Genomic DNA, 13,362 nt, shown 5'->3' on the forward strand with positions numbered 1-13,362 from the left:
AGACCTCTCAGGCGTCGATCGTCTCTTCGTCGATGCGGCCCGCCGCCTCGATCAGCCAGTTCTTCCGGGGCTCGACCCGCTCGCCCATCAGCAGCTCGAGGGTGGCCTCGGCCTTCTCGGCGTCGTTGAGCGTGATCCGCCGGACGGTGCGGGTGGCCGGGTTCATCGTGGTCTCCCACAGCTCGTCGGCGTCCATCTCGCCGAGGCCCTTGAACCGCGGCACCGGTTTCTGCACCGTGCGGCCCGCCTTCTCGAAGCGGGCGACGGTCGCCTCCATCTCCTGCTGGGTGTAGGTGAAGACGGTCTCGGCGTTGCGGCCCTTCGTGACCACCTTGTGCAGCGGCGGCATGGCGGCGAACAGGCGGCCCTCCTCGATCACCGGCCGCATGTACTTCGCGAACAGCGTGATCAGCAGGGTGCGGATGTGCGAGCCGTCGACGTCGGCGTCGGCCATGATCATGACGCGGCCGTAGCGCAGGGCGGACAGCTCGAACGTGCGCCCGGAGCCGGCCCCGAGCACCTGCACGATCGCCGAGCACTCAGCATTGTCCAGGACCTGCTGGAGCGACGCCTTCTGCACGTTCAGGATCTTGCCGCGGATCGGCAGCAGCGCCTGGTATTCCGAGCTGCGGGCCATCCGGGCGGTGCCGAGCGCGCTGTCACCCTCGACGATGTAGAGCTCGGATCGCGCGATCCCGGTCGCCCGGCAGTCGACCAGCTTGGGTGGCATCGAGGCGCCCTCGAGGGCGGTCTTGCGGCGGGCGGCGTCCTTCTGCTGCTTCTGCGTCAGCCGTACGCGTGCCGCATCCACCACCTTCTGCAGGACCGTCCGGGCCTCGGTCCTCGTCCTGCGCCCGTCGATCCACTCCTTGAGGTGGGCCTCGACGAGGCTCTGCAGGACCCGGGTGATGCCGGCCGTGGACAGCTCGTCCTTGGTCTGGGAGGTGAACTGCGGCTCCGGCACCCGCACGTGGATCACCGCGGTCATGCCCTCGAGCAGGTCGTCGAGGACGGGCGGGTCCTCCTTGGGGCGCAGCAGGCCGCGGGTGTTGCGGATCGCTTCGGTCAATGCGCGTACGAGAGCCCGCTCGAAGCCCTTGCGGTGAGTGCCGCCGTGCATGTTGCGAATCGTGTTCGTGAAGCACTCGATCGTGCGCTCGTAGCCGGTCCCCCAGCGGAAGGCGACCTCGATCTCGGCCTTGCGCTCGACGTTGGACTGCATCACGCCGTTGGCGTCGGCCGCGTTCTCCTTGTAGGTGCCCTCGCCGGTGACCATGAGGATGCCCGAGACCGGCTTGTCGCCCGCGTGCGTGAGGAACTCGACCATGTCGGTGAGCCCGCGCGGGAAGTGGAAGGTCTCGGTGACCGGCTCCTCGGCGGTCTCGTCGCGCAGCGTGTACATCACGCCGGGGACCAGGAACGCCGTGTTGCGCAGCTTGGCCCGGACCGACTCGGCGTCGAGCCGGGCGCCGGTCTCGAAGTAACGCGCGTCGTACCAGTACCGGATCGAGGTGCCGGTCGGCTCGCCGCGCTTCATCCGCCGGGCCACCCGCAGCCCGGACTCGGGATGAAAGCGGGCGTTGGGCCCGGGCCCGTCGAAGCGGCCGGGCGCGCCACGGTGGAAGGAGATCTCGTGGACCTTGCCGTCCCGCTTGACCGTCACGTCGAACCGCAGGGCCAGCGCGTTGACCGCCGAGGCGCCGACGCCGTGCAGGCCGCCCGAGGTCTTGTAGCCGGAGCCGCCGAACTTGCCGCCCGCGTGCAGCCGGGTCAGCACCAGCTCGACGCCGTTGAGGCCGGACTTCGCGTTGATGTCGGTCGGGATGCCGCGGCCGTCGTCGTCGACCTGGACCGAGCCGTCGGCGTGCAGGATCACCGACACCTTGGTGGCGTGGCCGGCCACGCCCTCGTCGGTCGAGTTGTCGATGATCTCGTTGGCCAGATGGTTGACGCCGCGGCTGTCGGTCGAGCCGATGTACATGCCCGGGCGTTTCCGGACGGCATCCAGCCCCTCGAGGTGCGTGAGGTCGTCGGCCCCGTACAGAATTTCCGCGGTCACGAGGTGGCACTTCCCATCGGGCCTAGGTGGTCAAGACGGCGCGAGCCTACCGGGACCCTCCGACACTTCTTCGGCACCGAGCCGATGGACCGCCGGGAAGATGCCGGATAATAGCCGCTTATACCCCAGCCGGTGAGCTATGACACGGCGCAGAGGACCCGCTGCGGCTGCAACGCGCGCCACAGGTCGAGCGGGTACGGCTTGCCCGCCACCCGCACCGGCGGCAGCTCCTGGTAGTCGATCAGCGCGCCGGTCACCGCCTGGGTGGCGGCGCAGACCACCACGGTGTCGTGCGGCGCGTACGCCTGCAGCCGCGCCGCCGTCGACACCACGCTGCCGCTGACCATCCCGTGCCCGTACTCCCGGGCGGCCGCGAGGTCGACGATCACGTCGCCGGTCGCCAGCCCGACCCGGGTGCGCACAGCGAACCTGCCGGCCAGGAGCTGCCCCCTCAACGCCTCCTGGACCGACAGGCCCACCCGTACCGCCGAAGCGGCCGCCTCGGGACCGAATCCCCCCGGTCCGGTCCCGAAAACCGCCATGACCGCGTCGCCCACGTACTTCTCCACCACCCCGCCGCCGTCGCGCACCATGTCGGACACCGTCGTGAAGTAGTCGCGTTGCAATGCCCGTACCACCGCACAGTCAAGGTCATCGACGAGGGACGTGAAGCCCACGATGTCGATGAAGAGAACCGTGACGGTCTGACGCCGCTCCTGCTCCGCCATAGCGATCGCGGTCATGACTCACACTCCCCCAAGGTTTTCAGTTCTGCCCCGGGTCAGAACGGTGCCAGCCGCCGTCCAGTTCTGGATCGTCAGAACGACGTATCTCTGACAGCCGGGCCTCCCGTCATTTTTGTGACGCAGAACAGACCGAACCGACGAGAACCTGCTAGGTGTCTTCGCATTAGGCTGCCCTTCATGGCCAGCGAGGAAGGGGACGACGGTCCGCTTGTCGGGCGCGCCGACACGCTTGCCGGGGTCCAGTCCGACCTGCGCAACGTGGGCGCCGGCGGCACCGCGGCGGTGTTCGTCACCGGCGAGAGTGGCGTCGGCAAGAGCCGCCTGCTGCGCGAGACCGCCCGGGCGATGAACGCCGCGGGCGTCGCCGTGCTGTCCGGCACCTGCCTCGACATCGGCGATGCGTCCCCTTTGCACCCGGTTCTGCAGGCCCTGCGGCAATACCAGCCCGACCTCGAGCAGTGGGACCAGACCGCGGGCGCCGACGCCCTGCTCGAGCGGGTGTCCCGAGAGCTGCGCGCGGTCGCCGGCGACAAGCACCTGCTGCTCGTGCTCGACGATCTTCAGTGGGCCGACCGCAGTACCCGGCAGCTGCTGCTCTACCTGCTCGCCGGCCTCGGCGGCATCCGGCTGTCGGTGCTGGCCGCGGTGCGGGCCGAGGCGCTGCACGGCGCCCACCCGCTGCGCCGGGTGCTGGCCGAGCTGCGCCGGCTGCGCTCGGTCAAGGTGGTCGACCTCGCGCCGCTCGACCGCGAGCAGACGCTCGAGCTGGTCAACGCGATCGCCGGCGGCGGCATCGAGCCCGAGGACTCGGACCGGGTCTTCAAGCGCTCCGGCGGCAACCCGTTCGTGGTCGAGGAGCTGGCCCGCGACCTGCGCGACGGCCGGGTCGAGCTGTCCGACACGCTGCGCGAGATCTTCCTGTCCCGGGTGGACGAGCTGCCGCCGAACGCGTACGCCGTGGTCCACGCGGTGGCGGCCGGCGTCGAGCCGGTCGACCACGCGATCCTGGCCCGGGTCACCAAGCTGGCCGAGGGCGAGCTGATCGAGGCGATCCGGTCCGCGGTCGCCCACCGCTTCGTGGCCAGCGCGCCCGAGGGCTACCGGCTGCGGCACCGCCTGGTCGCCGAGATCCTCGAGGCCGAGGTGCTGCCGGCCGAGGCCACCGCGCTGCACCGCCGCTACGCCGAGGCGCTGGAGTCGTCGGGCACGGTCGATCACGCCCGTCTCGCGCACCATTGGCAACGGGCCGGCGAGCCGGCCCGGGCACTGCCGTCGGTGGTCGCGGCCGCGAGAAGCGCCGAGAAGTTGTACGGGTTCACCGAGGCCCACCGCTACTGGTCGCTGGCCCTCAGTCTCACCACGGAGGATGCTCCCGAACGAACTGAGCTGCTGGCGCACGCGGCCGAGTCGGCGCACATGTGCGGCGAGCACCAGCGGGCCCTGACCAGCCTGGCCGAGCTGGCCGGCCGCCCGGACGCGCCGGGCGAGGGCGAGCTGCACCTGCGCCGCGCCCGCTACCTGGCCGCGGCCGGTCGGTCGGCCACCGCCGAGACCGAGTACGAGCTGGCCCTCCAGGCGCCGGACTGCACGCCCGAGCAGCGGGTGTCGGCGGCGGCCAACCTGGCCGAGCTGCTGCTGCACCTGGGCCGGTACGCCGACGCGAATGCGCGGGCCACCGAGGCGCTGGGCCAGGCGGCGGGCAACGGCTCGACCCGCGATCTCGTACGCGCGAGCGCCGCCCTCGGCTTCAGCTCCGCCTTCCGGGAGGACCCCGACGCCGGGCTCGCCGTCATCCGGCACGCGGTCGACATCGCCGAGCGGTCCGGGCACCCCGACGACCTCGGCGTGGCCTACCTGCATCTGGCCGAGCTGCTGACCGGCCCGCTGAACAGCCCCGAGGAGGGCATCCTGGTCGCCCGCCGCGGCGCCGAGCGGCTGGCCTCGCTCGGCGCCGGCCGCACCTATCAAACCCGCCTGCTCGCGATCGCCGGCAACGGCCTGTTCCGGATCGGCCAGTGGGCCGAGGCCGACCAGGTGCTCGAGGCGGCGATGGCCTACCGGCCGTCCGGCGCCGACGCGGTCGAGCTGCTGCTGGCCCGCTGCCGGCTGTGGGTCGGCTTCGGCGACATGGAGGCGGCCGAGCGCGACCTCGACGCGGTGGCCACGCTGCTGGCCGGCGGCGGCGCCCGGCACGTACTGCCGATGCTGACCCTGCGGGCCGGGCTGGCCATGTGGCTGGGCCGGCACGCCCAGGCCCGGGCCGCCGTCCAGCGCGGACTGACCGAGACCCGCTCCGACGACCTGGTGCTGCTCGGCGTCCTGGCCTGGCACGGCCTGCGGGCCGAGGCCGAGGCCCGCTCGGCCGGCGAGCCCGTCGACCCGGGCGCGCTGCGCCGCCTCAAGACCGTGGTCGGGCGCATGGCCGAGGGCGTGGGCAACGCCGCCGCGCCGGTGCGGGCGGTCATCGACGGCTACATCGACCTGTGCAACGCCGAGATCAGCCGGGTCGAGGACCGCAACGACCCCGAGCCGTGGGTGCGCGCGGCCGTGGCCTGGGACCGGCGCAACCAGCCCTACCCCGCCGCGTACGCCCGCCTCCGCCGCGCCGAGGCCGCGCTGACCCGCAAGAACCGCAAGACCGCCGCCGTGCTGGCGCTGCGCGAGGCGTACGCGACGGCGACCGCGATGGGCGCCCGCCCGTTCGCGGCCGAGATCGTCTCGACCGCCCAGCGGTTCCGCGTGGCCCTGGCCGACGACGCCGACACGGTCGAGATGGAGATGCCCGGCGCCGAGGACGACGGCCTGTCGGTGCTGACCCAGCGCGAGCGCGAGGTGCTGGCCGCGGTGGCCGAGGGCCTGACCAACCGCGAGATCGGCGAACGCCTGTTCATCAGTGAGCGCACCGTGGGCGTACATGTCGGACACATCTTCGACAAGTTGCAGGTACGGACGAGGGTGCAGGCCAGCCGGGTGTTCCTGACCGCGGCGTGACCTTTTCGTTACCTACGAACGCGAGATACGTCGTTCTACCGATCCCTGCGTAGGTCGTCGGTGAAAGGCTTCCCCCACGGGGGAGCACCGGCCGGCGACCACCGTCGCCGGCCGGTGCTGGGGGCCCTCCGCGTGATCAGCACCTGGAGGAACCGATGACTCAGTCGGTCTGGGGTCCGGTGCGGCAGGAGATGTCCGACCTGCTGCAGTCGCATCCCGACGACGTCCCCGCCGTGGTCGACCAGCTGACGAAGCTGCAGGACATCCTGGGCCGTGTGCCGCCGCTGCTCGGCGAGAACCCGCTCTGCGACTTCAACAAGCTGTACCTGACCATCACCGAGAGCGTGCTCGAACGCCTCTACGCGGGACGGTTCAAGGACCCGGCGTTCCTCGCCCGCCTGGACGTGGAGTTCGCGGCCCGGTACTTCGACGCACTGCGCGCCTGGGCCGGCCCCGACGCGAGCCCGCACTGCCCGCGGGTGTGGTCCGGCCTGTTCCTGCGCATCCCCGGCCCCGACTGCCGGCCGCTCCCGGCCGCCTGCGCCGGCGTGAACGCGCACATCAACTTCGACCTGCCGTTTGCCCTCGTGACGACGTTCGACCACCTGGGCTCCGACCCGATCGACGACAGCGACCAGCATCACGACTACCTGCAGATCAACGAGATCTTCGCGGAGGCGATCCCGGGACTGCGGCGTGGCTACCTCGACCGGTGGCAGCTGCTGATCGACACCATGAACGGCTGCCTCGACGACTGGTGGCAGGGCGAGGCGGTCGAATACACCCGGAACGTCGCCTGGCGCAACGCGCAGAAGCTGTGGGGGATCCGGCACGACATGGCCGCGACCGACAAGGAGCGGGCCCACCTCGACCGCATCTCGGCCGACCTGGGCAAGCTGCTGCTCTCCCCGCTCGGCGAGTTCCTCCAGTAGGCATTACCCGGCCGCGGCCCGTCCCGGGGGAGACGGGCCGCGGCACCTCATCACCGGCACCTCGTCGCCGGCGACTCACCGGCCTGCGCCGGCTCGCGGCGCCCGCGCGGGCGCCTACTTGATCGCGATCAGGCGGGCTTCGGTGGCGTCGCCGCTCTTCACGCCGGCCACGCCGATCTCCTCGCCGGTCTTGAGCGCCGACGTCCCGACCTTCTTCTTGTCCTGCACCACGCGCAGCTTGCCGCCGAAGGTCCAGCTCAGCGTGAACCCGTCGGCCGACTTGACGGTGATCTGGTCGCCGCTCACCGCGGTGACCGACCCGCGCTGCACGACGATCGTCTTCGCGCCCTGCTTCTTGGTCTGGATGGTGACCTCGCCGTGCAGGGTGTTGTGGCGCAGGTATCTCCGGAGCTGCTTGCGCGGCGCGTCACCGCTGCCGGCCGAGGCGCCCGGCGACGGCGTGCCCGCCGCCTGCGGGGCCTCGTCGACCAGCCCGGTGTCGAAACCGACCTGCTGAAGCGCGATCGCCTCCTCCGCGACGCCGGAGGCGATGTCGGAGCCGATGCCGGAGGCGGCGCCGGCCGGGGCGCCGGCCGTGGCGCCGGCCGGGGCGCCCTCCGCGGTCGCGGCCGGGGCGCCGCCGTTCAGCCCGCAACCGGCCAGAGCCAGCGCGCCGGTGATGCCGAGAGCCAGAAGGGTTCGTCTCATGCCGCAAATCCTGGCCGCGACACGCGAAGGCAGCGTCAGGGCAATGTTCGGGAAGGGTAAGGAAGCTCGACCGTGAACATCGCGCCGCCCTCGGGGGCGTGCCCGGCCGAGATGCGGCCGCCGAGCCGGGACACCAGCCGCGCCGCCAGGGCCAGGCCGAGACCGCTGCCCACCTTGCGGACGCCCCGGTAGCGGCGGTTCAGCGCGCCCCGGTCGAAGGCCACCAGCAGGTCGTCGTCGGTGAACCCGGGGCCACCGTCGCGTACCTCGATGATCGCCGCCTGCTCCCCCGGGTGCGCGGCCAGCACGAGGGGCGCGCCCGCCGGAACCACCCGCAGGGCGTTCTCACAGAGACCGTCGATCACCTGGCGGATCCGTCCCGGATCGGTCTCCACCACGAGCGGTGAGGCAGGCAGCTGTACGCGCAGTAGCGGCCCGTCCGGAGCACAGCGCGCCGCCCACGCGTCCCCCGCCGCCCGCACCAGCTCGGCCAGGTCGACCGGGACCACGTCGAGCGGCAGGTCGGCGGCCTCGAGCCGGGACAGCACGAGCAGGTCGGAGATCAGCCGGTCGAGCCGCTCGGCCTCGGCCAGCATCGTGGCGCCCGCCTTCTCCGCGCCGCCGCCCTCGCCGACCACGCCGTCCGCGAGCGCCTCCGCGTACCCCCGGATGGTGGCCAGTGGCGTACGCAGCTCATGGGAGACCGACAACAGGAACTCGCGCTCCCGGCCCTCGCTCACCTGCAACGCCGCGGCCAACGAGTTGATCGCGTCGGCCAGGTCGATCGACTCGATCGGGCCCTGCAGCGCGATGCGCACCGAGTGGTCGCCCGCGGAGAGACGGCCCGCCGCCGCGGCGGCCAGCCGGATCGGGCGCGCGATGAACCGGGCCAGCACGGCGCCGGCCAGCGCACCGCAGGCGAGACCGGCGAGCAGCGCGATCCAGGTGCGGCCGAGCAGGGTCAGGGCGGTCCCGGTCGCGACCGGGCGGGTGAGCACGACGCCGCTGCGCTGGCCGCTGAGCGGACGGCCGACGATGAACGAGGGCCGCCCGTCCACCTGACCACGGGTGTTGACCTGGAGGCCGGCCGCGACCTGCTGCACGATCCGCGGCGGCAGTCCCGGCCGGTCGACGGCTCCCCGGCGTACCAGATAGACCTCGATCTTCTCGGCCCGCAGGTCGGTCACGATGCGCTCGCGGGCCGGCTGTTTCTCGGTGGTCAGCAGCTCCACCGCGATCTTGCTCTTCTCCACCAGCTCGTCCCGGACCTGGGTCTCGGCCGAGCGGACCGCGACCGGAATCGCGACCAGCGCCGTGACGATCACGCTGACCACCGCGGTCGCCGCCGTGACCAGCACGACGCGACCGGTCAGCGAGCGGAAGAACTCATGCATCGGCGGTGTAGCCGACGCCGCGCACGGTGCGGATCAGCGAGGCGGCGCCGCCGAGCTTGGCGCGGACCTGGGCCACGTGCACATCGACCGTACGGGTGCCGGCCGCCGACGCGTACCCCCAGACGCTGGCCAGCAGCTCCTCGCGGGTGAACACCCGGCCCGGCCGGCCGAGCAGATGCCCCAGCAGGTCGAACTCGGTCGGGGTGAGACTCAGCGGCGCGCCGTCGACGGTGACCAGGCGTCGTTGGTTGTCCAGCGTGACCGGGCCGAGTTGCTTGATCGTCTCGCGCTCGGGCGGGCCCGCCGCCCGCCGCAGCAGGGTCTTGACCCGGGTGACCAGCTCGCGCGGGCTGAACGGCTTGGTCACGTAGTCGTCGCCGCCCATCTCGAGCCCGAGGATGCGGTCGACCTCGTCGTCACGGGCGGTGAGGAAGATGACCGGCGTCCAGTCACCCTCCGCCCGCAACCGCCGCACGATCTCGGTGCCCTCGATGCCCGGCAGCGCGATGTCGAGAATGCAGGCGACCGGCCGCAGGCGCCGCGCCGCCGACAGCCCGGCCACGCCGTCGTGCTCGACGTGCACACCGAAGCCGTCGCGGCTCAGGTAGAGCCGCACGAGGTCGGCGATCGGGCGCTCGTCCTCGACCACGAGGACCAGGCCCTTGGCGGGGGCGTCGGTCACGGGTCCCATCATGCCCGGCTTACTGTTCGGGCAGTGTAAGAGTTGCTCCGCGGTGCATCAGCCGCCCTGGCGTGAAGGAAGGCGCCGCCGGTGACAGGGTGCGGGCCCCCGGCGGCGCCCTCGGATTGGAGAGCGCTCTCCAAACCAGTGCAACCATGACGCCCATCGCTGGCCTCTGTCAAGCGGTGGCTACCGATATGCGGCCTTTGTGGGAGCCAAGCAGGCAGGAACCATGCGCTTCCCTTGACACGGGCAAAACCGCGGCGTAACACTTCGCGCATTGACGGAGAGCGCTTTCCCCGGCGCCGCCGCTCTATCCCCCTGGAGTTGTCCGTGAACAGGGCCATCTCGCCGTCGCGCTCCGCGTGGCGGCGCCTCGTCCCCATCGTCGTGGCGGCCATGGTCGTCGCCTACGTCGCGGTCGTGCAGCTGGGCGCGCACGCCGCCGACACCCTGCTCTCGCAGGGCAAGCCCACCACCGCAAGCTCGCAAGAGGGCGCCGACACCGCGGCCGCCAACGCGACCGACGGCAACGCCGCGACCCGCTGGTCGAGCCAGTTCAGCGATCCCCAGTGGATCCGGGTCGACCTCGGCGCCACGGCGACCATCACCTCGGTCGTCCTGCAATGGGAATCGGCGTACGGCAAGGCGTACCAGATCCAGACCTCGCCCGACGGCAACGGCTGGACCAGCGTCTACTCGACCACCACCGGCGCCGGCGGCACCGAGACGCTGACGGTCAACGGCAGCGGGCGATACGTGCGCATGTACGGAACGCAACGCCCGGGCGGCTACGGCTACTCGCTGTTCGAGTTCAAGGTCTACGGCTCGGCCGGCTCCACGCCGGCGGCGTGCGGCACCACGAACGCCGCCCAGGGACAGCCGACCACGGCGAGCTCGCAGGAGGGCGCCGACACCGCGGCCGCCAACGCGACCGACGGCAACGCCGGCACCCGCTGGTCCAGCCAGTTCAGCGACCCGCAGTGGATCCGCGTCGACCTCGGCTCGACGCAGCCGATCTGCCAGGTGGTCCTGCAGTGGGAGGCCGCGTACGGCAAGGCGTACCAGATCCAGACCTCACCCGACGGCAACGCCTGGACCAGCATCTACTCGACCACCACCGGCACCGGCGGCACCGAGACGCTGAACGTCGGCGGCAGCGGCCGATACGTCCGGATGTACGGAACGCAACGCCCGGGCGGCTACGGCTACTCGCTGTTCGAGTTCAAGATCTTCACGGGAAGCGGCGGAACGACCACGACGCCGCCGACCACCCCGCCGACGACCGCACCGACCCAGGTGCCGGGCGACTTCACGACGATCTGGTCGGACACCTTCGACGGCGCGGCGAATACCTCCCCGAGCGGCGCCAACTGGCTGCTCCGCACCGGCACCTCCTACCCCGGCGGCGCCGCGAACTGGGGCACCGGCGAGGTCGAGACCGCGTCGGCGAGCACGGCCAACGTCTCGCTCGACGGGGCCGGCAAGCTGAACATCAAGGCGATCCGGGACGGCGCCGGCAACTGGACGTCCGGCCGGCTCGAGACCCAGCGCGCCGACTTCGAGCCGCTGGCCGGCACGCAGACCAAGTTCACCGCCGTGCTCAAGCAGCCCGACGTCGCGAACGGACTCGGCTACTGGCCGGGCTTCCGGGCGACCGGCGCCGCCTACCGCGGCAACTACAACAACTGGCCGGGCGTCGGCGAGACCGACATCATGACCGACGTCAACGGCCGCAGCCAGCTGTCGCAGACGCTGCACTGCGGCACCGCGCCGGACGGGCCGTGCGCCGAGTACAACGGCCGGCAGTCGGGCTTCGCGAGCTGCACCGGCTGCCAGACCGGCTACCACGAGTACACCCAGGTCATCGACCGGACCAAGACCGACGAGGAGATCCGCTTCTACCTCGACGGCCGGCAGACCTGGATAGTGCGCGAGTCGCAGGTCGGCGTCACGGCCTGGAACGCGGCCGTGCACCACGGCTTCTTCCTGCGCCTGGATCTGGCGATCGGCGGCTCGCTGCCGAACGCGATCGCGGGCCGCACCACCCCGACCGCGGACACCACGTCGGGCGGTGTGCTCAGCGTCGACTCGGTGAGCGTGGCCCGCGCGACCGGGACGACGCCGGCCGCGATGACCGACCCGGCCACCCCGGGCGGCCCGAGCGTGGTGAAGGTGACCGGCTCCCAGGGGAACTGGCAGCTTCAGGTCAACGGCAGCGCGTACCGGCTGAAGGGTTTGACCTATGGCCCGCCGCAGGCCGCGGCCGACGGCTACATGCGCGATCTGCACAACATGGGTGTCAACACGATCCGGATCTGGGGCGTGGACGACGCCAACACGCCGACGCTGCTCAACCGGGCGGCCCAGCAGGGCATCAAGGTGGTCGTCGGGCACTGGCTCAACCAGGGCGCCGACTACGTCAACGACACCGCCTACATGAACTCGGTGAAGACCGAGATCGTGAACCGGGTCAACGCGCTCAAGAACAACCCGGGCGTGCTGATGTGGGACGTCGGCAACGAGGTGATCCTGACCATGCAGGACCACGGGCTGAGCGCGGCCGAGGTCGAGGCGCGGCGGGTCGGCTACGCGAAGTTCGTGAACCAGCTGGCCCAGGCGATCCACGCGGCCGACCCCAACCACCCGGTCACCTCGACCGACGCGTACACCGGCGCCTGGCCGTACTACAAGCAGTACTCGCCCGATCTGGATCTGCTGGCGGTCAACTCGTACGGCGCGATCGGCAACGTCTACAACGACTGGGTGGCCGGCGGCTACACCAAGCCGTACATCGTCACCGAGGGCGGCCCGGCCGGCGAGTGGGAGGTGCCCAACGACGTGAACGGGGTGCCGACCGAGCCGACCGACATCCAGAAGCGGGACGGGTACGCGAACAGCGTCGCCGCCATCAACGCACATCCGGGCGTGGCGCTGGGCGTCACCGAGTTCCACTACGGCCTCGAGAACGACTTCGGCGGCGTCTGGCTGAACACCTTCACCGGTGGCTGGCGGCGGCTCGGCTACTACGCGCTCTCCCAGGCGTACTCGGGACAGACGCCGGCCAACACGCCGCCGGTGATCTCCTCGATGTCGGTCTCGAACCAGACCGCGGTGCCGGCCGGCGGAACGTTCACGGTGAACGTCTCGGCGTCCGACCCGAACGGGGATCTGATTCGCTACAACCTGATGTATTCCGATAAACACATCAGCGGCGGTACGGGTCTGACCAACGTGAAGTTCACCGACAACGGGAACGGCTCGTTCACCGCCACGGCGCCGCAGTCCACGGGCGTCTGGAAGGTGTACGTGTACGCCTTCGACGGCCAGGGCAACGTCGGCATCGAGCAGAAGTCGATCAAGGTGGTGCCGCCCACCGTGCCCGGCACCAACCTGGCCAAGGGTAAGACCACGACGGCCTCCACCTACCAGCCGACCGGCACCAACGGCCCGCAGCTGCCGCAGTACGCCACCGACGGCGACTACGGCACGCGGTGGGCCAGCGAGTGGGTCGACACCGCCTGGCTGCAGGTCGACCTCGGCTCGGTGCAGTCCTTCAACCACGTGCAGCTGGCCTGGGAGGCGGCCTACGCGACCGGCTACCAGGTGCAGACCTCTTCGGACGGATCGAATTGGACCACGGTCTATTCGACCTCGAGTGGGGATGGCGGCTTCGACGATCTGAACATCTCCGGCTCCGGGCGCTATGTCCGGGTCAACGGGACCAGCCGGGCGACCGGCTACGGGTACTCGTTGTGGGAGTTCGGGGTCTATCGGAGCTGATATCCGGAAAGGGACCGGGGGTTACTCCTTGTGGGGAAGGGGTGCCCCCGGTTTTCGGGTCTAGCCT

At 71.2% G+C, this 13,362-nt stretch carries 8 protein-coding genes; 3 read left to right on the forward strand and 5 right to left on the reverse strand.

The annotated features are described in order from the left end of the window. Positions 1 to 7 precede the first annotated feature (7 nt). Positions 8 to 2,059 carry a DNA gyrase/topoisomerase IV subunit B gene (locus ACQP2F_RS35750; protein WP_433295415.1) on the reverse strand — a complete coding sequence of 684 codons (2,052 nt, stop codon included), beginning with the start codon at positions 2,057 to 2,059 and terminating at the stop codon, positions 8 to 10. 137 nt (positions 2,060 to 2,196) lie between these two features. Then, entirely contained in the window at positions 2,197 to 2,802 is a 606-nt protein-coding gene (locus tag ACQP2F_RS35755) for an adenylate/guanylate cyclase domain-containing protein (protein WP_433295417.1), read from the reverse strand. Positions 2,803 to 2,982: 180 nt separating this feature from the next. Between ACQP2F_RS35755 and ACQP2F_RS35760 the strand changes: the two genes are divergently transcribed. Together ACQP2F_RS35760 and ACQP2F_RS35765 are read left to right on the forward strand one after the other, a co-directional pair. Then, complete coding sequence (locus tag ACQP2F_RS35760; protein ID WP_433295419.1) at positions 2,983 to 5,796, forward strand: helix-turn-helix transcriptional regulator; 2,814 nt, start codon at positions 2,983 to 2,985, stop codon at positions 5,794 to 5,796. 155 nt (positions 5,797 to 5,951) lie between these two features. Next, positions 5,952 to 6,728 carry a DUF5995 family protein gene (locus ACQP2F_RS35765; protein WP_433295421.1) on the forward strand — a complete coding sequence of 259 codons (777 nt, stop codon included), beginning with the start codon at positions 5,952 to 5,954 and terminating at the stop codon, positions 6,726 to 6,728. Between the two features lie 114 nt (positions 6,729 to 6,842). On the opposite strand, the gene ACQP2F_RS35770 is transcribed toward ACQP2F_RS35765, so the two are convergent. Genes ACQP2F_RS35770 through ACQP2F_RS35780 form a run of 3 tightly spaced genes read right to left on the reverse strand, consistent with a single transcriptional unit; the run spans position 6,843 to position 9,521 of the window. Beyond that, positions 6,843 to 7,436: a hypothetical protein gene (locus tag ACQP2F_RS35770; RefSeq protein WP_433295423.1), complete on the reverse strand. Its 594-nt coding sequence runs from the start codon at positions 7,434 to 7,436 to the stop codon at positions 6,843 to 6,845. Positions 7,437 to 7,471: 35 nt separating this feature from the next. Continuing rightward, a complete protein-coding gene (locus ACQP2F_RS35775) occupies positions 7,472 to 8,830 on the reverse strand; it encodes a sensor histidine kinase (protein WP_433295425.1) in 1,359 nt (452 codons plus the stop codon). After that, on the reverse strand, positions 8,823 to 9,521 hold the full coding sequence (locus ACQP2F_RS35780) for a response regulator transcription factor (RefSeq protein ID WP_433307731.1): 699 nt from the start codon (positions 9,519 to 9,521) through the stop codon (positions 8,823 to 8,825). Before ACQP2F_RS35780 ends, ACQP2F_RS35775 begins: the two co-directional genes overlap by 8 nt. A 390-nt stretch (positions 9,522 to 9,911) precedes the next feature. Between ACQP2F_RS35780 and ACQP2F_RS35785 the strand changes: the two genes are divergently transcribed. Then, a complete protein-coding gene (locus tag ACQP2F_RS35785; protein ID WP_433307732.1) occupies positions 9,912 to 13,295 on the forward strand; it encodes a discoidin domain-containing protein in 3,384 nt (1,127 codons plus the stop codon). The last annotated feature ends 67 nt before the right edge of the window (positions 13,296 to 13,362 follow it).

Source organism: Actinoplanes sp. CA-030573 (genome assembly GCF_050951115.1).
GTDB lineage: Bacteria > Actinomycetota > Actinomycetes > Mycobacteriales > Micromonosporaceae > Actinoplanes.

Excerpts from the sequence above, each read along its gene's own strand:
- ACQP2F_RS35755 (WP_433295417.1), bottom strand. The coding sequence starts at position 2,802 with ATGACCGCGATCGCTATGGCGGAGCAGGAGCGGCGTCAGACCGTCACG.
- ACQP2F_RS35760 (WP_433295419.1), top strand. The coding sequence starts at position 2,983 with ATGGCCAGCGAGGAAGGGGACGACGGTCCGCTTGTCGGGCGCGCCGAC.
- ACQP2F_RS35765 (WP_433295421.1), top strand. The coding sequence starts at position 5,952 with ATGACTCAGTCGGTCTGGGGTCCGGTGCGGCAGGAGATGTCCGACCTG.
- ACQP2F_RS35770 (WP_433295423.1), bottom strand. The coding sequence starts at position 7,436 with ATGAGACGAACCCTTCTGGCTCTCGGCATCACCGGCGCGCTGGCTCTG.
- ACQP2F_RS35775 (WP_433295425.1), bottom strand. The coding sequence starts at position 8,830 with ATGCATGAGTTCTTCCGCTCGCTGACCGGTCGCGTCGTGCTGGTCACG.
- ACQP2F_RS35780 (WP_433307731.1), bottom strand. The coding sequence starts at position 9,521 with ATGGGACCCGTGACCGACGCCCCCGCCAAGGGCCTGGTCCTCGTGGTC.
- ACQP2F_RS35785 (WP_433307732.1), top strand. The coding sequence starts at position 9,912 with ATGGTCGTCGCCTACGTCGCGGTCGTGCAGCTGGGCGCGCACGCCGCC.